This window comes from Janthinobacterium sp. GMG1 (assembly GCF_034427795.1).
Lineage (GTDB): Bacteria > Pseudomonadota > Gammaproteobacteria > Burkholderiales > Burkholderiaceae_D > Janthinobacterium.
Window position 1 is genome coordinate 356,096 of sequence record NZ_JAXQNT010000001.1, and the last position, 26,080, is coordinate 382,175.

Annotated in this window: 26 protein-coding genes; 15 read left to right on the plus strand and 11 right to left on the minus strand. The window is 61.7% G+C overall.

Going from position 1 to position 26,080, the window contains the following annotated elements:
* Window positions 1-193: 193 nt before the first annotated feature.
* Window positions 194-643 carry a glycine zipper 2TM domain-containing protein gene (locus tag SJI03_RS01685; RefSeq protein WP_099376429.1) on the minus strand — a complete coding sequence of 150 codons (450 nt, stop codon included), beginning with the start codon at window positions 641-643 and terminating at the stop codon, window positions 194-196.
* A gap of 145 nt (window positions 644-788) precedes the next feature.
* A complete protein-coding gene (locus tag SJI03_RS01690; protein ID WP_322426050.1) occupies window positions 789-1,217 on the minus strand; it encodes a DUF962 domain-containing protein in 429 nt (142 codons plus the stop codon).
* 95 nt (window positions 1,218-1,312) lie between these two features.
* On the opposite strand from SJI03_RS01690, the gene SJI03_RS01695 reads away from it, so the two are divergent.
* Window positions 1,313-1,837, plus strand: a complete 525-nt coding sequence (locus SJI03_RS01695; protein ID WP_322426051.1) for a DNA-deoxyinosine glycosylase — start codon at window positions 1,313-1,315, stop codon at window positions 1,835-1,837.
* Between the two features lie 17 nt (window positions 1,838-1,854).
* On the opposite strand, the gene SJI03_RS01700 is transcribed toward SJI03_RS01695, so the two are convergent.
* On the minus strand, window positions 1,855-3,063 hold the full coding sequence (locus tag SJI03_RS01700) for a hypothetical protein (protein WP_322426052.1): 1,209 nt from the start codon (window positions 3,061-3,063) through the stop codon (window positions 1,855-1,857).
* Between the two features lie 107 nt (window positions 3,064-3,170).
* On the minus strand, window positions 3,171-4,037 hold the full coding sequence (locus tag SJI03_RS01705; RefSeq protein WP_070254599.1) for an HDOD domain-containing protein: 867 nt from the start codon (window positions 4,035-4,037) through the stop codon (window positions 3,171-3,173).
* 291 nt (window positions 4,038-4,328) lie between these two features.
* Between SJI03_RS01705 and SJI03_RS01710 the strand changes: the two genes are divergently transcribed.
* A complete protein-coding gene (locus tag SJI03_RS01710; RefSeq protein WP_322426053.1) occupies window positions 4,329-4,907 on the plus strand; it encodes a DNA-3-methyladenine glycosylase in 579 nt (192 codons plus the stop codon).
* On the opposite strand, the gene SJI03_RS01715 is transcribed toward SJI03_RS01710, so the two are convergent.
* Together SJI03_RS01715 and SJI03_RS01720 are read right to left on the minus strand one after the other, a co-directional pair.
* A complete protein-coding gene (locus SJI03_RS01715; RefSeq protein WP_322426054.1) occupies window positions 4,904-6,598 on the minus strand; it encodes a methyl-accepting chemotaxis protein in 1,695 nt (564 codons plus the stop codon). The two genes, SJI03_RS01710 and SJI03_RS01715, sit on opposite strands and share 4 nt — an antisense overlap.
* Window positions 6,599-6,664: 66 nt before the next feature.
* Window positions 6,665-7,123: a cache domain-containing protein gene (locus SJI03_RS01720; protein WP_099376434.1), complete on the minus strand. Its 459-nt coding sequence runs from the start codon at window positions 7,121-7,123 to the stop codon at window positions 6,665-6,667.
* Between the two features lie 280 nt (window positions 7,124-7,403).
* On the opposite strand from SJI03_RS01720, the gene SJI03_RS01725 reads away from it, so the two are divergent.
* From SJI03_RS01725 to SJI03_RS01745, 5 genes are all read left to right on the plus strand, one after another.
* Window positions 7,404-8,768 carry a lysine 2,3-aminomutase gene (locus SJI03_RS01725; RefSeq protein ID WP_322426055.1) on the plus strand — a complete coding sequence of 455 codons (1,365 nt, stop codon included), beginning with the start codon at window positions 7,404-7,406 and terminating at the stop codon, window positions 8,766-8,768.
* Between the two features lie 2 nt (window positions 8,769-8,770).
* Entirely contained in the window at window positions 8,771-10,111 is a 1,341-nt protein-coding gene (locus SJI03_RS01730) for an MFS transporter (protein ID WP_322426056.1), read from the plus strand.
* Complete coding sequence (locus SJI03_RS01735) at window positions 10,056-10,904, plus strand: fumarylacetoacetate hydrolase family protein (protein ID WP_322426057.1); 849 nt, start codon at window positions 10,056-10,058, stop codon at window positions 10,902-10,904. The genes SJI03_RS01730 and SJI03_RS01735 overlap by 56 nt, the downstream gene beginning before the upstream one ends.
* Window positions 10,904-11,470 carry a carboxymuconolactone decarboxylase family protein gene (locus SJI03_RS01740; RefSeq protein WP_322426058.1) on the plus strand — a complete coding sequence of 189 codons (567 nt, stop codon included), beginning with the start codon at window positions 10,904-10,906 and terminating at the stop codon, window positions 11,468-11,470. Before SJI03_RS01735 ends, SJI03_RS01740 begins: the two co-directional genes overlap by 1 nt.
* 94 nt (window positions 11,471-11,564) lie before the next feature.
* On the plus strand, window positions 11,565-13,112 hold the full coding sequence (locus SJI03_RS01745; protein WP_322426059.1) for a S1C family serine protease: 1,548 nt from the start codon (window positions 11,565-11,567) through the stop codon (window positions 13,110-13,112).
* Between the two features lie 56 nt (window positions 13,113-13,168).
* On the opposite strand, the gene SJI03_RS01750 is transcribed toward SJI03_RS01745, so the two are convergent.
* The 3 genes from SJI03_RS01750 to yjgA form a co-directional block, all read right to left on the minus strand.
* A complete protein-coding gene (locus SJI03_RS01750; RefSeq protein WP_322426060.1) occupies window positions 13,169-13,837 on the minus strand; it encodes an alpha/beta hydrolase in 669 nt (222 codons plus the stop codon).
* On the minus strand, window positions 13,834-14,463 hold the full coding sequence (gene mog / locus SJI03_RS01755) for a molybdopterin adenylyltransferase (protein ID WP_099376440.1): 630 nt from the start codon (window positions 14,461-14,463) through the stop codon (window positions 13,834-13,836). The genes SJI03_RS01750 and mog overlap by 4 nt, the downstream gene beginning before the upstream one ends.
* Window positions 14,464-14,539: 76 nt before the next feature.
* On the minus strand, window positions 14,540-15,139 hold the full coding sequence (gene yjgA / locus SJI03_RS01760; RefSeq protein WP_099376441.1) for a ribosome biogenesis factor YjgA: 600 nt from the start codon (window positions 15,137-15,139) through the stop codon (window positions 14,540-14,542).
* A 92-nt stretch (window positions 15,140-15,231) separates the two neighbouring features.
* Here yjgA and pmbA point away from each other — a divergent pair, with 92 nt between their 5' ends.
* From pmbA to SJI03_RS01775, 3 genes are all read left to right on the plus strand, one after another.
* Entirely contained in the window at window positions 15,232-16,584 is a 1,353-nt protein-coding gene (gene pmbA, locus SJI03_RS01765) for a metalloprotease PmbA (protein WP_322426061.1), read from the plus strand.
* Between the two features lie 245 nt (window positions 16,585-16,829).
* Complete coding sequence (locus SJI03_RS01770) at window positions 16,830-19,241, plus strand: TonB-dependent receptor (protein ID WP_322426062.1); 2,412 nt, start codon at window positions 16,830-16,832, stop codon at window positions 19,239-19,241.
* 11 nt (window positions 19,242-19,252) lie between these two features.
* Window positions 19,253-20,578, plus strand: a complete 1,326-nt coding sequence (locus SJI03_RS01775; protein WP_322426063.1) for an aminotransferase class V-fold PLP-dependent enzyme — start codon at window positions 19,253-19,255, stop codon at window positions 20,576-20,578.
* Between the two features lie 51 nt (window positions 20,579-20,629).
* Here SJI03_RS01775 and SJI03_RS01780 read toward each other — a convergent pair whose 3' ends face one another.
* Window positions 20,630-21,754, minus strand: a complete 1,125-nt coding sequence (locus SJI03_RS01780; protein WP_322426064.1) for a M14-type cytosolic carboxypeptidase — start codon at window positions 21,752-21,754, stop codon at window positions 20,630-20,632.
* 141 nt (window positions 21,755-21,895) lie between these two features.
* On the opposite strand from SJI03_RS01780, the gene SJI03_RS01785 reads away from it, so the two are divergent.
* Window positions 21,896-22,150, plus strand: coding sequence for a hypothetical protein (locus SJI03_RS01785; protein ID WP_099376444.1), 255 nt, complete (start codon window positions 21,896-21,898; stop codon window positions 22,148-22,150).
* Window positions 22,151-22,260: 110 nt separating this feature from the next.
* Here the strand turns inward: SJI03_RS01785 and paaX are convergent, their stop codons facing one another.
* Window positions 22,261-23,190, minus strand: a complete 930-nt coding sequence (gene paaX, locus SJI03_RS01790; RefSeq protein ID WP_099376445.1) for a phenylacetic acid degradation operon negative regulatory protein PaaX — start codon at window positions 23,188-23,190, stop codon at window positions 22,261-22,263.
* 267 nt (window positions 23,191-23,457) lie between these two features.
* Here paaX and paaA point away from each other — a divergent pair, with 267 nt between their 5' ends.
* From paaA to paaD, 4 genes are read left to right on the plus strand one after another with little or no spacing between them, the layout of a single operon-like run.
* Window positions 23,458-24,447, plus strand: coding sequence for a 1,2-phenylacetyl-CoA epoxidase subunit PaaA (gene paaA, locus SJI03_RS01795; protein ID WP_034780404.1), 990 nt, complete (start codon window positions 23,458-23,460; stop codon window positions 24,445-24,447).
* Window positions 24,448-24,475: 28 nt separating this feature from the next.
* A complete protein-coding gene (gene paaB, locus SJI03_RS01800; protein ID WP_034746356.1) occupies window positions 24,476-24,760 on the plus strand; it encodes a 1,2-phenylacetyl-CoA epoxidase subunit PaaB in 285 nt (94 codons plus the stop codon).
* Entirely contained in the window at window positions 24,760-25,527 is a 768-nt protein-coding gene (gene paaC, locus SJI03_RS01805; RefSeq protein ID WP_322426065.1) for a 1,2-phenylacetyl-CoA epoxidase subunit PaaC, read from the plus strand. The genes paaB and paaC overlap by 1 nt, the downstream gene beginning before the upstream one ends.
* Before the next feature lie 5 nt (window positions 25,528-25,532).
* Entirely contained in the window at window positions 25,533-26,060 is a 528-nt protein-coding gene (gene paaD, locus SJI03_RS01810) for a 1,2-phenylacetyl-CoA epoxidase subunit PaaD (protein WP_416208721.1), read from the plus strand.
* The last annotated feature ends 20 nt before the right edge of the window (window positions 26,061-26,080 follow it).

Sequence of the window (26,080 nt, forward strand, 5' to 3'; positions counted from 1 at the left end):
TTTACTTTATTATCAAGTAAATATTTTCTAAATCGCATCTTGGAAGGGGACGGCCATGCCAGCCTCACTGCAGATCAAAGTATGGAGCGTGCTTGTGTATGTCCTTGTGACGGCTGCGATTGCCATCTGGCTGCACCCTTCTGCCTTGCTCGCTGCCGGCGCCTTCGGCTGAGCGCATGCGCCGGCAAACGGATCAGTGCGTGACGCGGGTCTTGCGGCCATCGGACAGCAGGCGCACGCGCTCGCCCGGACGGAACAGCTCGTCCGCGTCTTGCACGATGGCGCGCATGTCGCCATTGTCCAGGCGCACGGTGATTTCCAGGCCGGGCTTGTTCGAGGCATTCGCTTCGATGCTCTTGCCGGCCATGCCGCCGGCGACGGCGCCGAGGATGCTGGCCGCGATGGCGCCCTTGCCACCGCCGACAGTCGAGCCGGCCACGCCGCCCAGCGCCGCGCCTGCCAGTACGCCGGTGCCCGTTTCACCCTTGTCGATGGTTACCTGGCGCACGGATTCAACCGTACCCATGCGAACCGATTGTTCATTCTGCGCCTGGCGCGCATTGTAGACATTTGCCGAGTTCGGTTGTACGGCGCAGCCGGCCAGGGTGGCGAGCAATGCCAATGCAATAATTGGTGCTTTCATGTAGGACTCCCTTGGACAAAAGTTGGTTGCCGATTGCGTCGACCGGCAGTTGATGACTTATCATAAGGACACTTGCCTCAGATAACTAGTTGTGAATAGTAAAAATCTGTTACCGGTCCTGTGTGACCACGGGGCCACCTGCCGCTCAATACGCCAGCCGCAGGCGCCGGTACAAAAATCCCAGCACGAACAGCGGCCCCACCAGTAAAAAGCGCACATCGTCGAGGAACGACGGTTTCTTGCCTTCGATCTGGTGGCCGATGAACTGGCCTATCCAGGCCAGCACGAACAGCGCCAGCGACACGGGCAGGATGGTCAGCGGCGGCATGAGCAACAGCAGGCCCAGCATGGCGGCCAGCATGACCAGCATGCCCGCCGCAAACGGGTGCGACAGCTTGTAATAATAGTATAAGGCCAGAATACTGCCGAGCAGCGCCACGCTGGGATGCACGCTCCACAGCAGCCCCAGCAAGCTGAAAACAATCAGCGGCACGCACACGATGTGCACCCATTCATTGACATGGTTGCGGTGGCTTTCGCCATACTGGGCCAGCAGGGTGTCGATGGTGCGCATGGGCGGTCTCTGGTGTAGGGATAGTTGTCCGGGAATTCTACACCGTCGCGTGGGCGGGTAAAATGATCCTTCATTTTCCCTTTCGGACCGCTCATTTGAATAGCCCAGCCTTCCTGCCAGAGCATGCCGCCGACCCGCGCAAGCGCTGTTTCGATCCCGTCGTCGACGCCGGCACGCGCCTGCTGATACTGGGCAGCCTGCCCGGCGAAAAATCGCTGGCGCACAGCCAGTACTATGCGCACCCGCAAAACAAGTTCTGGATGTTGCTGGGCGAAGTGCTGGGCGTGGAGTTGACCAGCCTGCCTTATGCGACCCGCTTGAGCACTTTGCTGGCGCACGGCGTGGGCCTGTGGGACGTGGTGGCGCAGGCGCAGCGCACGGGCAGCCTGGACAGCAATATCCGCGAACGCGACGACAACGACCTGGTGGCACTGGCCGCCAGCCTGCCGCAACTGCAAACGATCGCCTTCAATGGCGGCACGGCCGCGAAGCTGGGCATCAAGGTGCTGGGTGAACATGCGCAGCGCTACCGCATCGTCAGCTTGCCGTCGAGCAGCCCCGCCTACACGCTCGCGTATGGCGCCAAGTTGCTGCAATGGAAAACATTGCAGCCGTTGTAATAAGGTGAGTCAGTTGCTTACGCTGGGGCGTACGGCTGCGCTTCCAGCGGCTGTCCCTTGGCGTCGAATTTCAGCGCCACGGACAGTTGCGTCACGCCGATGGTGGCCAGCGCATCGCAGATGTCGTCGACTTCGTCCTGCAGGTCGGCGGCCAGGTCCAGCGGCTTGTCGGCGCTGTGCAGCAGCTCGCCGCCCGCCGTGCTGACGTTGACGCGCAACAGCATTTCGCCGTGTTCATCGGCCGGGCCGACGACGACTGATACATCGCCGGCGTCCACTTTGTTTTCCTCCAAGGCATGGTTGATGCCGGACATCATCTGCAGCATCGCATACTCGCTCATGCCTTGTTCCTTGCCGCCGTGGAACAGATCCTGATAGAGGAAACTCACTTCCAGGGCGTTGCCGGCTGGCGCCAGGCAGCGTTTCACCAGATCGCCCACTTCCGTCGTCCATTGCTGGTAGCGGGCCATGCGCGCGTCGAACCAGGCGTCGAGCGCCGCTTCGTCCTTCGGTTCCACATAGAACGGGTCGTCCACGCGTTTCAAGGCAAAGCCCAGCAGGAAGCGCAGTTCGACCGCCGTGTCCTTCGGGCCGAAGGCCGTTTCGCTCCAGCCGACGATGCTGCTTTCCAGGCCCGGCGTGGCAACGATTTTCTTGTCCGTCATGGACGAGTAGGCATCGCGCACCATTTCATGCAAATGGCTATACGTGATGCGGTCGATTTCATCGAGGTCGTAGGCATGGCTCATCAGGACCACCTTGGCCTTGGCGCTTTCCAGTTCTGCCTGCTGGAAACTTTTCACCAGTGCTTCGAAAGCATCCTGGTCCTGGAAGCTGTCCGCTTCCTTCAGGCCGCCCGTGCTTTGCACCAGCAGGGGCACGACGAAGGCGTTGATTTCCATCGCCGGGGCATTCTCGCGGCGGATCACGGAAATCGAGGCCGCTTCCTCGATATGGCTGCGCAAATACTGGTAGGCGCCAACGTCTTCGTATTTGGAACGCTCGATGGCGTCGTACAGGATTTCATCCTTCTTTTGATTCAGGGCCTTGCGGATCAGGCGGCCAAATTCCACGGCTTGCTCGGCCAGCACCGTGCCCTGCGATTCGCTGTCTTCCTGCTCCGCCAGGTTCAGGGCCATCGTGCACAGCATGCGCGTGACGGATTCATCCTTGTCTTCAGGCGTGTTGGCGGATTTACGGGGGACAGGACGCTTATTTTTGGGCATGGCGATCAACAGGTTAAGAAAGACGGGTCAGGTAAACGGAAACAGGCGCCGAGGCTCAGGCCAGGCGCCGGGACAGATCATACAGGCGGACGCGGCCGCCTGATACCTCAATGGTCGGTATCGAACATCTCGTGCAATTCGTCGAGCAGGTCGGCGGCTTCTTCCTGCGACAGGCCAAGATGCTGGCAGGCAAGTTCGCCGCCCTTGTCCCACTCCAGCGAGGTACTGTTGCCATGGTAGCGCTGAATGCCCTTTTCGGCCAGCAGCGACAGGGCGACGAGCGAGCGGATGGCGTCGTCCGTGGACGGGTCCGCCAGCACCGTGTAGTCATGGTGGTGCAGGATCGCCCAGGACACGTCGGAGGACAGGCCCCAGTTGCGCGCCAGCAAGCAGCCGATGGCCGCGTGGTTGGTCTGGTGGCGCGCGTCTTCCAGGGTCGTAAAACAATTGTGCGCATCGTTGGCCGCCGCCGCGTAGGTGTTGACGTAGTCGGGAAAGCGGTTCATCAGCAAGGGCACGCCGATATCGCAGAACAGGCCGAAGGTATGGGCGATGTCGGGCGGGGCGATGCGCAGCTTGCGCGAAGTAAATACCAGCGCGCGTGCGCGCTTGGCCGACACATCCCAGAAGTTGGTCAGTTCCACGCCTTCCGCTTCCAGCGCCTGGCGGGCCAGCAAGCCAGTCATCATGGCGCTGCACTGGTTGATGCCGAGAAAGTTGATACCTTGCTCGACGGACTTGGCCTTGCGCGCGGCGCCATAGAACGGTGAATTCGCCAATTTCAGCAGGGCGCCCGACATGCCGACATCGTCGGCGATGATGCGCGCGATGCGGCGCGGCGACGGGTCTTGTTCCGCCAGTTCGCGCTGCAAGTCGACCAGCAGGCTGGGACGCGGCGGGATGCGGATGGAACGCATCAAGGCGTCAACCGGATCTTCCTGCACTACCTGCTTTTGCGCTGCCGCTCTCATCATCACGCTTTCATCATCATTTTTTTTGCCCGGTGCTTATTTTGTCGCGCGCTGCCGCTGCTCGCCTCATGAGCGTCTGGCGCAGCGCCCGACGATTATCGCTGTTTATGCATGGCAATAGTTCATATCTGCAATATATTCTGGAAAAAATCCCCGTTTTGGCCTGGTCCGGCCGTGATTTTCGTCATTTTACGACGCCGTCCATTCCGACATTCATGATGGAAATATCAAGTTGTATTTGTTTTCAAGGCGGGGCAAGGCGTGCGGCGGGATGCGCGGCAGTACAATTGCCGGATGAAAAAAATCCTTGCGGGTATCGATTTTGCGGACGATTCCAGCAGCGTGGCGCACCAGCTTATCGGCGTGACGGTGCTGGTCGACGGTGTGGGCGGGCGCATCGTGGAAACGGAAGCGTATGACCGGCTGGACCCGGCCTCGCACACGTATGGGGGCATGACGCCGCGCAATGCGGCCATGTTCGGCCCGCCCGGGCACGCCTATGTCTACCGCTCGTACGGCATCCACTGGTGCCTGAACTTTGTGTGCCGGGAAGCAGGGCATGGCGCAGGCGTGCTGATCCGCGCCATCGAACCCGTGGAGGGACTCGACATCATGCGCGAGCGGCGCGGTGTCGAGGATGCGCGGCTGCTGTGCTCTGGGCCGGGCAAGGTGTGCCAGGCGCTCGGTGTGAGCCATCTGCAGAACCGGCTGGCGCTCGACGCACCGCCGTTCATGCTGTTGCCCCGCGAGGAAGAAGTGACGGTGCGCACTGGCCCGCGCATCGGCATTTCCAAAGCGATGGACACGCCTTGGCGTTTCGTGCTGGCCGGCTCGCGCTACCTCAGTAAACCGATGCGCGGGCCAGCCGCCTAGCTACGGCGGCGCTGCGGCGTCGTGTTTGCGCCGGGCAAGGCGGACTTGCCGCGCAACGGGCTATGCAGTGCGCGCCGCTCCTGTTGCGCACTGGCCGGTTGCCGGAACGCTTCTTCTTCGGTAGGGCCGCTCGGCGCGGCCGGGCGCTCGTCCAGGGTGAAAACGGCCACGGCCGCCGACAATTTGACGGCCTGGTCCTGCAAACTGGCCGCGGCTGCCGCCGCCTGCTCAACCAGGGCCGCATTTTGCTGGGTGACATCATCCATTTGCGTGACGGCCTGATTCACTTCCGTGATGCCCGACGCCTGCTCCGCGCTGGCCTGTTTCACGCGCTGGATGATTTCATTGACTTGCTGCACCGAGGCCACGATGGCACCCATGCTGTCGCCCGCTTGCTGCACGGCCACGCTGCCGCCATCGATGGTGGTGACGGAGGTGGCGATCAGGGTCTTGATCTCTTTGGCCGCCTGTGCCGAGCGCTGCGCCAGGGTGCGTACTTCGGACGCCACCACGGCAAAGCCGCGGCCTTGCTCGCCCGCGCGCGCCGCTTCCACCGCCGCGTTCAGCGCGAGGATATTGGTCTGGAAGGAAATGCCGTCGATCACGCCGATAATATCCACGATCTGGCGCGAATTGGCGCGTATTGTCGCCATCGTCGTCACCGCCTGCTGCATCGACGCGCCCCCTTGCACGGCCAGGGTGGAGGCTTGCCCCGCCAGCTCGCAGGCCAGCTGGGCATTGTCGGCGTTGTCATTGACGGCTTGCGTCAGCGCTTCCATGGCGCTTGACGTTTCTTCCAGTGAACTGGCCTGCATTTCCGTGCGCGCCGATAAATCCAGGTTGCCGGTGGCAATTTCGTGCGAGGCCGTGTCGATCGATTGCACGGCGCCCATGATGGTGCGCAAGGTCTGGTTCAGGTGGGCAATGGTCTGGTCCAGCACGCGCGAGGTGGCGGCGATTTCGTCATTGCCCTGCTTGGGCGCGCCGGCCGTCAGCTTGCCCGCCGCCAGGTCTTGCACGGCGTCGGCGATACCGCGGATTTCCACCAGCATGGCGCGGCGCACCAGCATGGTCACCACGATGGAGACGAGGATCGAGAGCAGGACCGTCAGCAGCATGCTCCAGCCCAGGGTGCGAAACTCGGCACTGGCCGTCGCATGGGCCTGGCTGCTGAGGGCGGTTTCCAGGGCCGACAGTTGCGCCAGCTGCGTATTGAACTGGCCGAATTGGGTTTCCGCCTTGAGCATGGAATTGGTGGCGATCGACTGGTCCATCTGCGCCATTTCCATGGTTTCCAGCACGGCCTTGCGATAGCCGGCCAGCGCCGCGATGGCTGCATCGACGAGGGTGCGTTCGGTGCCCGTAGCCGTGGAACGCAGCGCGACCAGCTGGGTGCCGATGGCCGCGTGGCGCGCCTTGATCTGTTGCTCTAATGCATCGAGGCGGGCCTTGGCGAAGCTGCCATTCGTCCACGACAGCAACTGGTACATATTGCCATGCACCTGCCTGGCCTCGCCGAGTACGTCGGCGGCCGCCTTCAAATGCGTGATGCGCACCCGCACCATGTTTTCCAGCGAGGCATTTTGCCGCACCATGCCATACCAGGCGCCGGTCGAGCTGAGTATCAGCAGCAGCAAGACCAGGGTGGGCGCCAGCAATAATTTTGGTCCGATGCGTAAGTGATTGAGCATGCTTGACTCCCGGCTATGGCTGTTCCAGGCGCAGGCGGCGCGCGGCGTGCGTGCGCCGCCCCTGCCTTATTTTTTGTAGATCCCCGCTTCCAGCACTACATCGTTGACGCGCAGGATGTACGTGGTCTTCGGCTCGATCTTGCCGCTGGTGGGATTCTTGTACTGGTAATCGACCCAGCCCTTGCCCTGCTTTTGCGCCAGCTCAATGATTTCACGGCGATATTTCTTGCCATTCGCGTCGGGCACATCCGTCAAATCCTTACCTACGATGGAAGGATTGATGGGGTGGGCCAGCACGATACCCGTCTTGATGTCGCGCATGTCCACGTATAGCGAGCCCTGCACGAAGTCCGGGTCTTTCGCCGTGATTTTCTTCATCATTTCTTCCTTGCCATGCGCCTTCATGAAGGCGGCGCCCCGTTCGGCCATGGCGATGGCGTCTTTTTCCGTTGGTTCGACGGCGGCGCTGACGTTGCCACCGGCAAATGCCAGGCACAGCAGGCTACCCGTGAATAAGCGTTTCATGAAAGCTCCTTGTGATATCGAGGGATGTGTTGCCAAGCCGTAATTTACGTCGCCGACGCTTTCCTCAAATTGCGATGGAACAAACTAAGGTGTTGCTTGTAGGCAGCATGCAACGTATCGACGGCTTGTTGATATGTAGCAATTTGGTTCCAAACAGCAAGAACTATGATGACTTTCACAGCATGCCGAGGTGACGTGGCATGGGAGGAAGAGGCTGGAATTGGCCGATATGGGGCTGGTTTCATGCAAGTTATCGTTATTTCCAGGCAAGGAGCCTACCGTGTCCGCACTCATTACCGAGCCGTTTCCACCCAAGTTCAAGCCGTATACGCGGCAAACCATACAACAGGCGCGGCAGTGGGAATGGCTGCCGGAAGAGCAGCGCGAAGCCGTGCAAGTGGTGTCGCACGTCTTGCCGTTCCGCACCAATGCCTATGTGCTCGATCAGCTGATCGACTGGAACAATATTCCTGACGACCCCATCTACCGCCTCGTCTTTCCCCACCGCGACATGCTGCCGCCCGAGCAGTACGCGCACTTGCGCGACCTTGTGCTGGTGCAGCGGGACAAGGCCGCCATCGATGCCTATGTGCATGGCTTGCGCCTGGGCATGAATCCCCATCCGGCCGGCCAGATGACGCATAACGTGCCAAAGGTCAACGACGTGCCCGTGCGCGGCTTGCAGCATAAATATGCGCAAACGGTGCTGTTTTTTCCCAGCGCGGGACAGACGTGCCACGCGTATTGCACCTTCTGCTTCCGCTGGCCCCAGTTCGTCGGCATGGACGACATGAAGTTCGATGCGCGCGAGTCGCATGAGCTGGCCGCCTACCTGAAACTGCATCCGGAAGTGACGGACGTGCTGATCACGGGCGGCGACCCGATGATCATGAACACGCGGCAACTGGCCGCCTACCTGGAACCGCTGCTGGCGCCGGGCCTGGAGCACATCCAGAACATTCGTATCGGCACCAAGGCGGTGGCGTATTGGCCGCAGCGTTTTGTCTCCGACCGCGATGCGGATGACCTGATGCGCCTGTTCGAGCGCATCGTCAAGGCGGGCAAGAACCTGGCCGTGATGGGCCATTACAGCCATGCCGTCGAGCTGCGCCAGGACATCGCCCAGCAAGCCGTGAAACGCATCGTTTCCACGGGCGCCACCCTGCGCATGCAGGGGCCGCTGATCCGCCACATCAATGAAGACCCGGCAAGCTGGGCCGAGCTGTGGCAGACGGGCACGCGCCTGGGAGCGGTTCCGTATTACATGTTTGTCGAGCGCGACACGGGGCCGCGCGGCTATTTCGAATTGCCCTTGGTAAAAGCGCACGAGATTTTCCAGGCCGCCTACCAGATGGTGTCCGGCCTGTCGCGCACGGTGCGCGGGCCTTCCATGAGCGCCTTTCCCGGCAAGATCGTGATCGACGGTATCGTCACCATCCACGGTGAAAAACTGTTTGCCCTACAATTTTTGCAGGCGCGCAATCCGGACTGGGTGCGCCGGCCGTTTTATGCCAAGTTCGATGCGGAAGCGACGTGGATGGATGATTTGAAGCCCGCGTTCGGCCACGATAAATTCTTCTTCGAGACGGATGAACCTGTGCCGCAGGTGCCGCATAAAATCATCCGCCTGGCACAGGCCGCCTGAGCATGTACGGCCCCGGTGCGCCTGCCCGCTCAGGCGTGGCCGTGTTTTGCCTCGTGTTCCTGCCGTTTGCGCTCGGGCATTATCTGTCGTGCCTGCTGCGCGGCGTCAATGCCGTGCTGACGGCCGAGTTGCTGGGCGCCATCGCCCTGACGCCAGCCCAACTGGGCCTGCTGACCAGCGCCTTTTTTCTCGCCTTTGCACTGGTGCAACTGCCGGTCGGCATGGCGCTCGACCGCTACGGCCCCCGCACGGTGCAACTGTGGCTGCTGGTGCTGGCGGCGCTGGGCGTGTGGCTGTTCAGCCGGGGCCACAGCTTTGCCGAGCTGATGTGGGCGCGCGCCTTGATGGGAGCGGGCCTGGGCGGCTGTTTCATGGCTGCCGTGAAAGCGGTCTCGTGCGCCATCGCGCCAGCTCGCCTGCCTTCCGTGCATGGCTACCTGATCGCCGTGGGCGGCCTGGGTGCGGCGACGGCCACCATGCCCGTCAAGCTGGCCCTGCACTACACGGACTGGCGCGGCGTGTTCCTGGGGCTGGCGCTGGCGGCGCTGTTCATCGGCTTGCTGATCCGCCTGCTGTCGCCGGCCATGCCCGCGCCCACCGTAACCATGAGCAAGGTCAGCGTGTGGAGTGTCTATCGTGACCCGGCCTTTCGCCGCACCATCGCGCTGATCCTGCTGCCGCACACGGTGTTCTTTGGCGTGCAGGGTTTATGGATAGGGCGCTGGCTGGCCGATGTAGGCGGCATGTCCGATGACAACGTGGCGTATTTGTTGTACCTGGGCATGGCGGCCGTCATCTTCGGCGCCATCGGCATGGGCATGCTGACGGAGTGGGCGGGGCGACGTGCGATTGAACCCATGCAAGTGGCGGGCGCCGGCATCGTCCTGTTTGTCGCCGTGCAAGTGGCGATGGCGTGCAACGTGGCGATCAGCCTGCCGTTGCTGTCCGTGCTGTTTACCTTGCTGGGCACGGTGACGGGGCTCGAGTATGCGATCGTCGCGCAAAGCATGCCGGCCAGCTTGACGGGCAGGGCGGCCACCTGCCTCAATCTGCTCATTTTCACGGGCGCCTTCCTGGTGCAGGCGGGTTTTGGCCTGATCCTCGGCTGCTGGCCCCTGAACAGCCAGCAGCAGTATCCGCCGCAGGCGTATCAGGCGGCGTTTGGCGTGCTGGCGGCCTTGCAATTGCCGGGACTTGCGATGTTTTTCATTCACCGCTACAGGCGTGCCGGGCCATCCGGTAAAATGGCAGCCTGCACAGCGGCAATGATCAACTCCAAGGAAGACTATGAAACTCGTTCGTTATGGACGTCCAGGCAAGGAAAAACCGGGCCTGATCGATGAAGAAGGCAAACTGCGCGACCTGTCCGGCGTGGTCCAGGATATTGACGGTGCGCAACTGTCCGACAAGGCCCTGCGCAAGCTGGCCAAGCTCGACGAAAAGACCTTGCCTTTGGTGCGCGGCAATCCACGCTTCGGCGTGCCGCTGGCGAAAGTCGGCAAGTTCATCGGCATCGGCCTCAATTACGCGGATCACGCGGCCGAGTCCGGCATGCCGATCCCGGCCGAACCGATCGTGTTCATGAAGGCCATTACTTGCCTGAATGGCCCGGACGACAATGTCGTGTTGCCAAAAGGCTCGAAAAAGACGGATTGGGAAGTGGAGCTGGGCGTGATCATCGGCACGCGTGCGCAATACGTGAGCGAAGAGGACGCCCTGAAATACGTAGCCGGTTACTGCGTCGTCAACGATATCTCCGAGCGCTCGTTCCAGCTGGAGCGGGGCGGTCAATGGGATAAAGGCAAGGGCTGCGACACCTTCGGCCCCATCGGCCCGTGGCTGGTGACGCGCGATGAAATCATTGATGAGCAGGATCTGGACCTGTACCTAGAAGTCAATGGCAAGCGCATGCAGACCGGCAATACGCAAACCATGATCTTCACGGTGGCGCAGATCGTCAGCTACCTGTCGCAATTCATGACACTGGAACCGGGCGACGTCATCGCCACGGGCACGCCGCCGGGCGTAGGCCAGGGCCGCAAGCCGCAGCGTTTCCTCAAAAAAGGCGACAGCATGCGCCTGGGCATCCCCGGCCTGGGCGAACAGCAGCAGGACGTGGTCGCCTGGACTGCCTGATGGCCGGTAGCGATATCGACCGTTTGCCGCCGCTGCCGCTGAACCAGCTCAACGCCCAGCAGCGCGCAGCTGCGCAAGCCATCATCGACGGTCCGCGCGGGGCGCTGTACGGCCCCTTCGTGCCGCTGATCCGCAGCCCCGAGCTGATGGAAACGGCGCAGCGCATGGGAGAATATTTGCGCTACCGCAGCGCCATCGGCACGCGGCTGTCGGAGCTGGCGATCCTGGTAACGGCGCGCCAGTGGGACCAGCAAGTCGAGTGGGCCATCCACGCGCCGCTGGCCGTGCAGAACGGCATCGCGCAAGCGGCCGTGGACGCCATTGCTGAACGGCGCTTGCCGCCTGCCCTGAAGGAAGATGAGCAAGCCGTGCACGACTTTTGCATCGAGTTGCAGCAGAACAAGAGGGTCAGCGACGCCACGTATGCACGGGCGCTGGCGCTGTTCGGCGAACACGGCGTGGTCGACTTGATGGGCATCAATGGCTATTACACCTTCCTGGCCATGGTGATGAATGGCGCGCAGACGGCCGTGCCGGCCTTGGGTGTGCCGCCCATGCCCGCCTGATTCGAGGGCTTATTCGGCAAAGATGGACAAAGTGTAATGAAGTTGCAATTATTCAATATATAATTTTACTTCCCTTCCATTGCCAACAAGCTCAATGAAAACTCGTCCGTGCTTCACCCTGATGGGCCGTATCTTGCTGGTACTGGCCCTTGGTCCCTTGATGACGGTGCGTGCGCTGGCCGCCGAGACGGCCGCCAGCGCCAGTGCTTCCGCCCTGGAAAACTCCGTCGTCAAGGTGTTTTCCACCCTGCGTGGGCCGGACCCGTACAAGCCGTGGAGCAAGGCGGCGCCGCAAGAGGTGACGGGTTCCGGCGTCGTCATCGAAGGCCGCCGCATCCTCACCAATGCGCACGTGGTCGGCTATGCCAGTCAGGTGCAGATCCAGGCCAATGGCGCCGGCGACAAGATCCCTGCGACCGTGCTGGCCATCTCGCGCGGCATGGACCTGGCCTTGCTGAAAATCGACGACGACAGTTTTTTTTCCAGCCACAAAGCCGTGCCGCGCGCCAATGTCTTGCCGGACGTGCGCGATGCCGTGCTGGCATATGGCTATCCGACGGGCGGCACGTCATTGTCGATCACCAAGGGCATCGTTTCGCGCATCGAATTCGTGCGCTACAACTTTCCTGTCTCCGGCCTGCGCATCCAGATCGATGCGGCCATCAACCCGGGCAATAGCGGCGGCCCCGTGATTGCCGGCGACAAGATGATCGGCCTGGCCTTTGCCGGCATGCTCAATGCGCAAAACATAGGCTACATCATCCCCAACGAGGAAATCGAGCTGTTCTTGCGCGACCAAGACAGTGGCGCGCCCAAGGGCAAGCCGGCCATGCGCGACGTGACGCAAACGCTGGAAAACCCCGCGCTGCGCACCTATCTGAAGCTGGCCAAGGGCGTCGAGGGCGCCGTCGTGATGTCGCCGGCCAGCAAGGATGCGGCCTATCCGCTCAAGGAGTGGGATGTCATCACGCATATCGGCGAATTTCCCATCGACAACCAGGGCATGGTCAAGCTGAACGCCAACAGCCGCGTGCGCTTCCAGTACCGGGTGCAGCAGCTGGCTAAAGATGGCGAATTGCCGCTGACGGTGGTGCGCCAGGGCGCGCCCCTGAAAATCAAGGTGCCCGTCTCGGCCGCGCATCCGATGCTGATCGCCGGCCTGCAGGGCAATTACCCATCCTATTTCATCTTCGGCCCCATGGTGTTTTCACGCGCCACCACGGAATTCATGGCGGCGCCGAATGGCAATCCAGCAATCTTGGGCGGCATGGCGTTTGCCGGCAATCCGCTGGCCACGCGGCGCGGCGATGCGCCCGACAGCGAACGCGAAGAGCTGGTGGTGATCGCCGCGCCGTTCTTCCCGCACAAGCTGATGAATGGCTACAGCACCCGTTTCTTCTCGGTCGTCGATTCCGTCAATGGCGTGCGCGTGCGCAGCCTGGCGCACCTGGTGGCCTTGCTGCGCGACCAGACAGATGAATTGCTGACGTTCCGCTTCCAGCAGCGCGATGCGGAAATGGTCGTCGTGCCCCGCAAGGACATGCTGGCAGCGACGGAATCGGTGCTGACGGACAATGGCATCCGCTCGGAAGCGTCGCCCGACATGCTGAAAATCTGGAATGAAAAAACGCCGGTAAACTGATCGTTCCCGGCGTTCCGCAAGACAACAGGCGCGGCGCACACTGCGCCTGTTTTACTTTATGCCAATACTTTTTTCAGCCACGCGCCGATGGCGTCGATCTCTTCCTGGCATAGCGAGTGCTGCATCATGTACTCGTGCCACTCCACTTTGTAGCCCATGCCGGTGAGCAAGTCGCGCGACTGCTGTGCGCGGCCGATCTGCACCACGGGGTCGGCCGTGCCATGCGCCATGAAGATCGGCGTCTGCAGGCTTGCCGGCGTGCGTTCCGCCGCCGTCTTGTCGGCCAGGGGCAGGTAGCCGGACAGGCACATCAGGCCGGCCAGCGGCTCCGCGTGGCGCAAGCCCGTCTGCAAGGTCATGGCGCAACCTTGCGAGAAACCGGCCAGGATGATGCGGCTGGCGGGAATGCCGCGCGCCTTTTCGCGCGCGATCAGCGCTTCGACCTGAGCCTGCGAGGCGCGCAAGCCGCCCTCGTCTTCGCGGCGCACGAGGTCGCTCACGAGGATGTCGTACCAGGCGCGCATCACATAGCCGTTGTTGATGGTGACGGGCATGGTGCCGGCGCTGGGGAAGATGAAGCGGATGGCGGGGCAGCCGCGCAGATCGAGTTCTTTCACCAGGGGAACGAAGTCGTTGCCGTCGGCGCCCAAGCCATGCATCCAGATGATGGAGACGGTGGGGTTCGGTGCGCTGTCGAGTTCTATGGTTTCCAGCAAAGTGCTCATGTATTTTCCTCAGGTAAAGGTTGCGCCGGACGCAGCGCCGATTTGGGACGGAAGGCCTTGCAGATGGCCGGGTCGGTTTCCATGTAAGGGCCTCCGATGAGGTCGATGCAATACGGCACGGCGGCAAAGATGCCGTTCACCAATTGATTTCCATCAACATCCTTCAAGCCTTCCAGGGTTTCCTTGATGGCTTTTGGCTGGCCCGGCAAGTTCATGATCAGGGCGGCGCGCTCCGGCGTCTCGCGGATCACGGCCACCTGGCGCGACAAAATCGCCGTCGGCACGAATTGCAGGCTGATCTGGCGCATCTGTTCGCCGAAACCGGGCATTTCCTTGGTTCCGACGCTGAGCGTGGCGTCTGGCGTCACATCGCGCCGCGCCGGTCCCGTGCCGCCCGTCGTCAGTATCAAATGGCAGTGGCTCAGGTCGACCATGTCGATCAGGGTGTTTTCAATCTGCGAGCGCTCGTCCGGGATCAAACGTTTTTCCAGGCGGAATGGCGTGCGGATGGCGGCGGACAGCCAGCTTTCCAGGGCCGGGATGCCCAGGTCTTCATACACGCCGCCGCTGGCGCGGTCCGAGATCGACACGAGGCCGATAATCAATTCGTCTTCTATCGTGGTCATGGGGCACCTGTCTATGTCGTAAAAAAACCGGGCAGATCCCGGTTTTTCGTAAATTTTGGGGGCAGACCCCAGCTGTTTACTCGTCTTCTTCTGGCTCGACGCCATCTTCGTCGGCATCTTTCTTGCCGCCGTTCTTCTTCTTGGCGATCTCTTTCAAGATCTGGAAGATTTCGCGGTAGGCTTTGGGCGGCTTGTTCTCGGCTTGCTCCTTGCGGGCATTGCGGATCAAGGTGCGCAGGTGCTGCACGTCCAGTTCCGGGTTTTCCGACAGCAAGACGGTCAACGCCTTGTCATCCGTCAAGAGTTTGTCGCGGCGGCGTTCCATCGCGTGCATATTGGCCGTGTCGGCTTTCGACAAGCCTTTCCAGCTATCGATGGTGCGTTGGATGGCGGCAACTTCTTCCTCATCCAGGGTGCGCATCTTCTTGCCCACGTATTGCAGCTGGCGGCGGCGGCCTTCGTGATCCTTGATTTGCTGGCATTCGAGAATGGCGTCGCGCACGTCTTCCGGCATCGGGACGCGCTTGACGCGGTCACGGGCCTCATTGACGAGTTCTTCGCCCAGCTTTTGCAGGACGGTCATCTGGCGCTTGAGTTCCGACTTCGATGGACGTTCATATTCCTGTTCGAATTCGGTCGATTGGAAGCCGCAAGCTCCCCGGTTTGGATTTGGCATGATAAGGCGGGATTGGCCGCGTAGGCCGCACCTGTAAACTGTAAACGACTGCTATGATAACCTTTTTAGCGGCTTTCCGAAGAAAACAGCGCATGAACGACTCCGTATTTACCCATAGTCAAGAGCAATTGCAGCAACTGGCCCGTGATGTGTTGTCTTTTGCGCGGGAAGCGGGCGGCACCGACGCAGCCGTCGAAGTCAGCGAAGGCGGTGGCCTGTCCGTTTCTGTACGAAAAGGCAAGATCGAGACGATCGAGCAAAACAAGGACAAGGGCATGGGCGTGACCGTGTTTGTCGGCAAGAAGCGCGGCAATGCCAGCACCTCCGATTTCTCTCCGGCCGCCTTACGCGCCACGGTGGACGCCGCCTACAACATCGCCCGCTTCACGGCCGAGGACGATTGCGCCGGCCTGGCCGACGCCGACATGCTGGAAATGGCGCCCCGCGACTTGCAATTGTTCTATCCCTGGCGCATTTCCACCGAGGAAGCCGTCGCACTGGCCCAGCGGGCCGAAGCGGCCGCGTTTGCCGTTGACCCGCGCATCACCAACAGCGAGGGCGCCAGCGTGCACGTGCAGCAATCGCACTTTGTATCCGCCAATTCGCGCGGCTTCATCGGCGGCTACCCGTTTTCGCGCCATACCCTGTCCGTGGCGCCCATCGCCGGCAAGGGTGCCAAGATGCAGCGCGACGACTGGTATTCGTCCGTGCGCGACGCCGCCAAGATGTCGAGCCCGGAAGCCATCGGCCGATACGCCGCCGAGCGCGCCCTGTCGCGCCTGAACGCGCGCAAACTGGGCACGCGTACTTGCCCCGTGCTGTTCGAGGCGCCGCTGGCGGCCGGTTTGCTGGGTACCTATGTGCAAGCGACCTCGGGCGGCGCCCTGTACCGCAAGTCCACGTTTCTGAACGATTCCCTGGGCACGCAAGTGTTGCCCTCGCACGTGCAGATATTTGAAGACCCGCACGTGATCGGCGGCGTCGGTTCCGCGCCGTTCGACGAAGAGGGCGTCAAGACGGTCAGCCGCGACGTCGTCAAGGATGGCGTGGTGCATGGCTATTTCCTGTCGACTTACACGGCCCGCAAGCTGGGTATGCAGACGACGGGCAACGCGGGCGGTTCGCACAATCTGTACCTGACCTCGAAGCTGACGGCCGTCAGCGACGATTTTAGCGCCATGCTGAAAAAGCTGGGCACGGGCTTGCTGGTGACGGAACTGATGGGACAGGGAACCAATTACGTGACGGGCGACTATTCGCGCGGCGCCTCCGGTTTCTGGGTGGAAAACGGCGTGATCCAGTATCCGGTGGAAGAAATCACCATCGCCGGCAACATGAAGGACATGCTGCGCAATATCGTGGCCGTGGGCGCGGACGCCTTGCGCCGCGGCACCAAAGAGACGGGTTCCATCCTCATCGAGAGCATGGTGGTGGCGGGCGGTTGAGTGCTGTGACTGCTTTCTGCAAAGGCGCCGCTGGCGCCTTTTTTCATGGGCGTGTGGTTTTTTGAACGGGGCTTCCATCGTCATACGGATGAAATATTGCCTTCGTATGATGTCGCCATCTGACGTTATCTGCGCTATTTAGATGCTTTTAATGTAAGTAAGCCGAACTTCGTGATATTTCATGCAAGATGCGAGTCTTGCCGTGACGCGTTGTTGTTGATTCAACCTGCATAGTGACCCTCTCCATGACCTACTCCCGTACCCGCATCGCCCGCGCGGTGGCCCTGTTGTGTGCCATGAACGCCCTGTTCGCCCATCCGGCCCAAGCCCATGGCGCCGCGCCCGCCGCGCCAGCTTCCGCCAGCGACGCCAGTGAAGCCCCGCAAGCCGTCATCGTCACGGGCACGCGCGGCAGCAACCGCACGCAGTTCGACACCATGGCGCCCGTTGATGTGTTCAACCGCGAAGATATCGGCGCCGTTGAATCGTCGGACTTGAACGATGTGCTGGCGCAACTCGTGCCTTCATATGTGGTGCAGCGTCTGCCGATGGCTGACGGGCAAGTGTTCGTGCGTCCCGCCACCCTGCGCGGCCTGTCGCCGGACCAGACCCTGGTGCTGGTCAATGGCAAGCGTTTCCACCGCAGCGCCTTGCTGGGCGCGCGCGGCGCGCAGGCGCCGGACCTGGCGCAGATTCCCGTCTCCGCCATCAAGCGCATCGAGGTGCTGCGCGACGGCGCTTCCGCCCAGTACGGTTCCGATGCGATTGCCGGCGTGATCAACATCATTCTCGACGATACGCTCGGCACGGAGGTCTCCGTGCACCATTCGCAATATTCGGAAGGCGACGGCAAGGGCAACGAAGTGAACCTGAAGACGGGCTTTGCCTTTGGCGAGACGGGCAAGGCGACGATTTTCGGCGCGCTGGCCAAGTCCGACCCCACGTCGCGCACGCGCCAGCGGGCCGACGCGATTGCTTTCCAGAATGCGCATCCGGAACTGAAGGTGCCGAATCCCGTGCAGCGCTGGGGCCAGCCTGAACTCGACAGCAAGCGCATCGGCTTCAATGCCAGCATGGCCCTGTCCGACACGACGGAACTGTACGGTTTCGGCCTGTTCAGCCGCAGTGACGGCACCTCGGATTTCAACTGGCGCAACCCGGACACGAGCACGGGCGCGTATAAAACCAGCAGCCTGTTCCCTGGCTGGGACTTGCGCAGCATCTATCCGCTCGGCTTCAGCCCCAGCTATTCGAACGAGCAGAATGATGTACAGGTGGTGGCCGGCGTCCGCGGCCATTTCAACGACCGCTTCGGCTGGGACGTGAGCGCTTCCTGGGGGCGCAACCGCATCGATTACAACCTGACCAATTCCATCAACGCCTCGATGGGGCCGGGCAGCCCGACATCGTTTTACCTGGGCCAGTTGTCGCAGGTGGAAAAGATTCTCAACGCCAACTTCAACTATGAATTGCCCGTGGCGTCCCTGCCGCAACCGGTCAACATCGCCTTCGGCGCGGAGGTGCGCAATGAAACCTATGGCGTGAAGGCGGGCGACGTGGCGTCCTGGACGGTGGGGCCGGGCGCGGCCATCGGCCTCGACGCGAATGCGAATGGCGCGCCAGGCTTCAGCGACCGCCAGGCGGGCAGCTGGGGCCAGGACAGCTATGCGGCCTACCTGGACGTGGAAGTGCCCGTCACGAAGGCCCTGAGCCTGGGGGGCGCGGCCCGCTATGAACATTTCTCGGAATTCGGCAGCACCGTCAACGGCAAGTTGTCGGCCCGCTATGCCTTGAGCGAAGACATGGCCTTGCGCGGTTCCTACTCGACGGGTTTCCGTGCGCCGACGCCGGGCCAGTCGAACACCAACAGCACGAATCAAGGCCTCGACACCAAGACCCTGCTGCTGTTTACCAGCGGCCGCCTGGCCAACAACGATCCGCTGGCCATCCTGCTGGGCGCCAAGGCATTGAAGCCGGAAAAATCGAAGAACCTGTCGCTGGGCTTTACGTGGAAGACATCGGCGGGCTTCTCCGGTTCCGTCGACGTGTATGACATCAAGGTCAGCGACCGCTTCAGCACGTCCGCCGCGTTTGCCGTGCCGGCCGGCGTGGCCAATCCGCTGCGCTATACCTCGGTCAGCTATTTCACGAACGACTTCGACACCACCACGCGCGGCATCGATATCGTCGGCAGCCACCTGAGCCGTATCGGCGACGGCAAGCTGAACCTGACCCTGGCCTACAACTACAACACGACGAAAGTCGACGACGGCAAGTCCAGCCTGGTGACGAATGCGGCCCAGCGCCAGGTCTTCGAGGAGCGCTTGCCGCGCCAGAAAGCCACCATCAGCGGCAACTATGACCTGGGCAACTGGAATACCCTGGCCCGCGTGCGCAATTACGGCGCGTGGACGGACAATTCCGGCAATGCCACGGGCGATATCTTCCAGCATTTTGGCGCCATGCAATTCCTCGACCTGGCGGCCAGCTACAAGATCAGCGACAAGCAGTCCGTGCGCGTGGGTATCGACAACGTGCTGGACAAGTATCCTGACGAAGCAACCTTCCAGGCCAGCCGCGGTCTGATCTATTCGCGCAATGCGCCGTACGACACGGACGGGCGTAACCTGTACGTCGAGTACAAAGTGAAATTTTAAGGGAGATGACGATGAATCCACAACGCCGCGCCCTGTTGCGCGCGGGTTCGCTGGCGGCAGCGCTGCCCATGGCGGCGGGCGCAGGATCGGCTGCGGCAGCATCTGCCGCCCTGCCTCCGTCCTTGCCATCGGTGCCGGCCGGCACCGCGCCGGAAGTCCTGGCCAGCAACCAGGCTTACTGGCAGGCCGTGGCCGCGCAGTACGACACGACCGATGCCATCGTGCAACTCGACAATGCTTTCTGGGGTTCGATGGCCAGGCCCGTGCTGCGCCATTACGAGCAGCAGCTGGCCATGGTCAACCGCGACAACGCCTGGTATGCGCGCATGCGCTTTCCCGCCGACTTCGAGGCGGCGCGCGCGGCGGCGGCCAGGGCGCTGGGCGTGGCCATCGATGAAATCGTGCTGACGCGCGGTGCGACGGAAGCGCTGCAAGTCCTGATCGCCGGCTACAACCGCTTGCGGCCGGGCGACACGGTGCTGTACGCGGATATCGATTACGACAATATGATCACCGTCACGCGCTGGCTGCAGCAGCGGCGCGGCGCCCAGGTCGTGTCGATTGCCATGCCGGAACCGTTTACGCATGACGGCGTCATCGCCGCCTATGTTGCTGCCATGGAACGGCATCCGGCGCTGAAACTGATGCTGCTCACGCACGTCAATCACCGCAACGGCATGGTCTTGCCCGTGGCCGAGATCAGCCGCCTGGCACGCGCACGGGGCATCGACGTGATCGTCGATACGGCGCACGGCTTCGGCCAGCTGGACATGACGATTCCTGACCTGCAGGCGGATTTTGCCGGCATCAACCTGCATAAATGGATAGGTGCGCCTGTCGGCGTGGGTGCTGCGTATATCAAGCGGGGCAGGGTGGCCGATATCGACCCGTACATGGGGGAACTGCGGGGAGAAAAGGCGGGCGATGATATCCGCACGCGCGTGCACACGGGCACGGTCAATTTCGCCGCTTATCTGAGCTTGCCGACGGCGCTGGACTTGCATGCGCAGATCGGCGTGGCCAACAAGCAGGCGCGGCTGCGGCTGCTGCGCAACCGCTGGGTGGAAGCGGCGCGCGCCATCGAAGGCATCGAGGTGCTGGCGTCAGGCGATCCGCGCCTGACGAGCGCCATCGCTTCGTTCCGCCTGAAGGGCAAGACGAGCGTGGCCGACAGCTATGCGCTGTCGAAAAAGCTGGTACAGGAACACGGCATCTTTGCCGTGCCGCGCGACGGCCTTGCCAGTGGCGCGTGCGTGCGCGTCACGCCAGGCATCTTTACGCCCGAGTCGCATCTGGACCGGTTGGTGGAAGCCTTGCGCAAGGTAGCCAAGGGCTGAGAGAAAAGCGCGGCCCGCCTGCGAGGTCGGGCCGCGTGACTGCGGTAAGGCTTAAGCGCGCAAGGTGGCCAGGATCGGTTGCAATACGGCAGCACCCAGGGCGGCGCTGCGGGCGCCGCTCCAGCCCGTTTGCGGGTCGGGATCGTTGGCATTGTCCTTGAACGGCAATTCCAGGGTCAACGACAGGCAGCCGAAGGCGTGCGTGATGTGGGGCGAACCCATGGTCAGCACTTCCGGCGTGAACGGGCCGTCTTCGTAGCCGTGCTCATCCTGGAAATCGGGGCTGGCCACCTTGAAGTCGGCGATGAAGCGGTCTTGCTCGGCTTTTTGTGCCGGCGTGAAATTTTCCAGCGCATCGCTGCCTGCGACGAACACATATGGCAGACCTTCGTCGCCATGCACGTCGAGGAACAGGTCGCAACCGATTTCATGCATCTTTTGTTTCACCAGGAACACTTCCGGGCTGCGCTCCATGGTTGGCGTCATCCATTCGCGGTTCAGGTTGGCGCCGGCCGCATTGGTGCGCAGGTTGCCATGCACGGAACCGTCCGGGTTCATGTTCGGCACGACGTAGAAGACGGCGTCTTGCAGGCACTGGCGGGCAAACGGATTGGCCTGGTCCAGCAAGGCTTCGAGCATGCCTTCGACAAACCATTCCGCCATCGTTTCACCGGGATGCTGGCGCGCGATGACCCAGACTTTTTTCTCGGCATCGGCGTCGCCGACCACCAGCAGGTTCATGTCGCGGCCTTCGACGGTGCTGCCCAGGTCGATCAAGCGTACCAGCGGCGACGCTTGCGCGCTGTCGATCAGGGCCAGATGACGGTCCCATGGATACGGTTCGAAGTAGGCGTAGTACACGCTTTCTTCTTCCGGCGTATGTTCGATGGTCATCACGGTGCCGTCAAAGCTGGTAGGCACGCGGAACCAGGTTTCGCGGTCATAGCTGGCGACAGCCTGGTAATCTTTCCAGCCGTCCGGGTAGGCTGACTTGCCTGCATTCATGAAGCGGATCGTGCACGCCTCGCCTTGCGCGCCTTGCAGGCGGAAGTAAAACCACTGCGTGATGTCGGCGTGGGAATCCTTGCGGATGTTCAGCTCGATGGATAGTGCATCGTCGGCGCGCAGCACCTCGATCGCGCCGGCGTCGAATTGCTGGCTGATTTTAATGGTCATGTGTGTTCCTGATAAAAACGTATGGGTTTTGCATCGTGTGCAATGGCGCGATGATACCCGTTTTAGCGGCGTCTTTGTGCTGGCGCAAACGACGCGGGACATGCTTTGCTAACGTGATAGCTCCAACATGAGGAGAGCATCATGGACGACAACGGCAAACACATACGCGAACTGGAAAAGAAAGTCAGCGCCCTCAGCGATGCGCTGGCGCACCTGGGCAAGGGCACGACCTTGCAGGAATTGCTGCGCATCATACGTTTCCCCGGCTATACGACGCCAGCCGAATTCACTTTCAACGTCGCCATCCTCGACACCATGCTGGTGCAGGCCAATGCGCTGGAAAAGCTGGGGCAGGATTTGCTGGCGGGAGCGAAGCAAGTAGTGGTGAAACAGTGAGCAGACAGTAACTTATTCCTGAACGCCTGAAAAATGTTCAGGGCAAGGCGCAGGGTCGCAGGCAGTACGAACGTACGCCCAGGCCCTGCAACGCCGCCATGGACGTTTTGTCAGGTGTTCAGACCGCCAAATCGTTCGTAGAACCACGGCTCGACATTCGGCGCCTGCTCATCCTCGCGCCGCAGGGTGGCCAGGATATGTTCCTCGGCGGCCGCATACGTGATGCGGTACAGGTCGCGCGCCAATGCGTAGGCTTGTGTGCCGGGCCACGGTTCGGGCAGCAGTTCGACGGGCAGTTGGGGGTCATGCAATTGCACGCGTCGGTAGGCGTGCGTCAGCAGCGAGCGGATGACGAAGGCTTGCTCGGCATCGAACACGGGCGCCTCTTGCAGCAGGGTCAGCAGGGGCTGGAAGCTGGCGATGAATTTTTCGTAACCGGCCATCACTTCCGACAAGTCCCAGCAGTCGCCCACCATGTCGCGCAGCGGGCGCGTGCTGACGCCCGGCAACTCTGTTGTGTGGCAGACATACAACTTGCCCTGCACCTCGTTGCGCACGAGGATATCTTCCAGCGCCTCCGTATTGCTGGCCGGATGGCCAAAGATGCCGGGAGAAATCAAGCCATAGCCGGCCCATAATAATTCCTTGCGCAGCGCGCCCCGCTCGGCGGCGCCGATGCTACCGGCCGGCCCGATCACCAGGGTCCAGCTGCCATCCCAGTGCACGACCAGCGGCGCATAGATGCGGCGATAGGCACGTTCGAAGCGGGCCAGCGCCTCCGGGCGTATCGTATAGGCGCTGCGGCGGCCGTCGCGCTGCGAGCTGAGCCAGCCTTCCTGCGCCAGGCGGAACACGCTGGTGCGCAACAAACGGTCATTGACGCCGAATGGCGCCAGCAGTTCGATCAGGCTGCCCAGCCAGATGGCGCCGCCGCGCGGCACGATGGCGTCGCCAAAGATGGTCATCACCAGGGACTTCGAGCGCGGTGGGTCGCTTTCCAGGAAATCGGCTATCCATGCCGTGCAGCGGGTGTTCTTCATGTGGTTCCGGTCTGGCCGTGTTGCGGTCGAATCAATAAAAGCAGCAGTTTACTTGGCTGCGCGGGTAGCGCGGCAATAATTTGCCGGAAGCGCTGGTGGCGCTCTGTAGTGTTTTCTCATCAGCAATATCATACGCACAAAAAAGCTGCACAAGATACGAATTTTTAAAATGATTCATATCAAGTGTATGCAAATCGTTTTTTGTATCGTATTATCTGTTCATCGCACCGCGTTGCTGCGCAAAATCAAAGACATGGGAGACAGATCATGTACGCACAAATGGTTGAAACCGGCCTCAAGAACGTCCGTTCCCTCGACGACATGGGCCAGGAAGAGCGCGCTTTCCAGGCACGCATCGACGAAGGCATCAAGATCGAGGCCAAGGACTGGATGCCGGACGCCTACCGCAAGACCCTGATCCGCCAGATTTCGCAGCACGCGCACTCGGAAATCGTCGGCCAATTGCCAGAAGGTAACTGGGTCACGCGCGCGCCTACCCTGAAACGCAAGTCCATCCTGCTGGCCAAGATCCAGGATGAAGCGGGCCATGGCCTGTACCTGTATAGCGCCGCAGAAACCCTGGGCGTATCGCGCGATGACTTGCTGGCCGCCTTGCACTCGGGCAAAGCCAAGTATTCCAGCATCTTTAATTATCCGACCCTGTCGTGGGCGGACATGGGCGCCATCGGCTGGCTGGTCGACGGTTCCGCCATCATCAACCAGATTCCCCTGTGCCGTTGTTCCTACGGTCCGTATGCGCGCGCCATGATCCGCGTCTGCAAGGAAGAATCGTTCCATGCGCGCCAGGGCTACGACATCATGATGTCGCTCTGCAAGGGCACGCCCGCGCAAAAAGCCATGGCGCAGGATGCCTTGAACCGCTGGTGGTGGCCTTCGCTGATGATGTTCGGCCCGTCCGACGCCGCTTCCGTCAACAGCGCCCAGTCGGCGCAATGGCGCATCAAGCTGTTCTCGAACGACGAATTGCGCCAGCGCATGGTCGACCAGACCGTGCCGCAGATTGAATACCTGGGCCTGACCGTGCCCGATCCCGACCTGAAGTTCAATGCGGAAACGGGCCACTATGAATTCGGCGAGATCGACTGGTCCGAGTTCAACAACGTCTTGAAGGGCAATGGCCCGTGCAACCGCGAACGCCTGCAAACGCGCGTGAAAGCGTATGAAGACGGTGAATGGTTCCGCGATGCCTTGGTCGCGTATGCAGACAAGCAAGCTGCTAACAAAGCGGCAGCGTAAATACATAAGACAGATAGGGGATAGCAACATGAGCAAAGAATGGCCATTGTGGGAAGTTTTCATCCGCAGCCAGCACGGCCTGGCGCACAAGCATGTGGGCAGCCTGCACGCTTCCGACGCCACCATGGCGGTCAACCATGCGCGCGACGTCTACACGCGCCGCAATGAAGGCGTGAGCATCTGGGTGGTGCGCGCGGCCGATATCGTCGCCAGCAGCCCCGGCGACAAGGGCGCCCTGTTCGAACCGTCGAACAGCAAGGTGTACCGCCATCCCACCTTCTTCCCGATGCCGGAAGAAGTCAAGAACCTGTGATGGGAGCGCTTGCAATGGATGACAAGGTCAACTACCTTTTGCGCCTGGGCGACAATGCCCTGATCCTCAGCCAGCAGCTGTCGCAGCTGTGCGGCAAGGGCCCTGCGCTGGAAGAAGACATGGCGCTGACCAACGTGGCGCTGGATTTGCTGGGCCAGACGCGTTTGTGGTTCAGCTATGCGGCCGAACTGGAAAACGCGGGCCGCGACGAGGACGACATCGCCTTTTTGCGCGACGCCCACGATTTCAAGAACTGCCTGCTGCTCGAACAGCCGAACGGCAATTACGCCGACACGATGATGCGCCAGTTCTTCTTCGACAGCTGGCACTATTTCCAGCTGCTGGAACTGACGAAATCGACGGATGCGCGCATCGTCGAGGTGGCGCAAAAGTCGATCAAGGAAGTGACCTATCACCTGCGCCGCAGCGGCGACCTGATCGTGCGCCTCGGCGACGGCACGGCGGACAGCCACGCCAAGACGCAGGCTGCCGCCGACAAGCTGTGGATGTACACGGGCGAGATGTTCAAGTACGACGCCGTCGACCAGGCCATGGTCGCCGTCGGCATCGCGCCGCCATCGGACGTGCTGCGCCGGGCTTTCCTCGAGCACGTGGCCGAGATCTTCGCCGAGGCGACGCTTGTCATGCCGGCGCCCGACGCCTGGATGCAAAAGGGCGGCAAGCAGGGCGCGCACACGGAGCACCTGGGTTTTATCCTGGCCGAGATGCAGTTTCTGCAGCGCGCCTATCCCGGGGCGGAGTGGTAATGAACATGGTCGCTGGCGCCGCGGCGCTGGACGCCGCCCAGGTCTGGACCTGGCTCGGTGACGTGCCGGACCCGGAAATCCCCGTCATTTCGGTGGTGGACCTGGGCATCGTGCGCGCCGTCGAAGTCACGGATAGTGATGCCTGCATCGTGACGATCACGCCCACGTATTCGGGCTGCCCGGCCATGCAGGTGATCGCCGATGCCGTCACGGATGCCTTGCGCAGCCATGGCGTGGCCAAGGTGACGCTGGTGAACCAGCTGGCGCCCGCCTGGACCACGGACTGGATGAGCGAAGCGGGCAAGGCCAAGCTGAAAGGCTATGGCATCGCCCCGCCGCAGCAGCAGGTGATCGACATCAGCGGTTTGAAAGGCGGTGTCAAGCGCCAGGCGATGCCAAAGCTGGACGTGATCTGCCCGAACTGCGGCTCGACGCATACGCAGCTGACCAGCCAGTTCGGCTCCACGCCGTGCAAGGCCCTGTACAAATGCCTGGCTTGCCGTGAACCGTTTGACTACTTCAAGTGCCACTAAAAAAATCAGGCACACGTTCC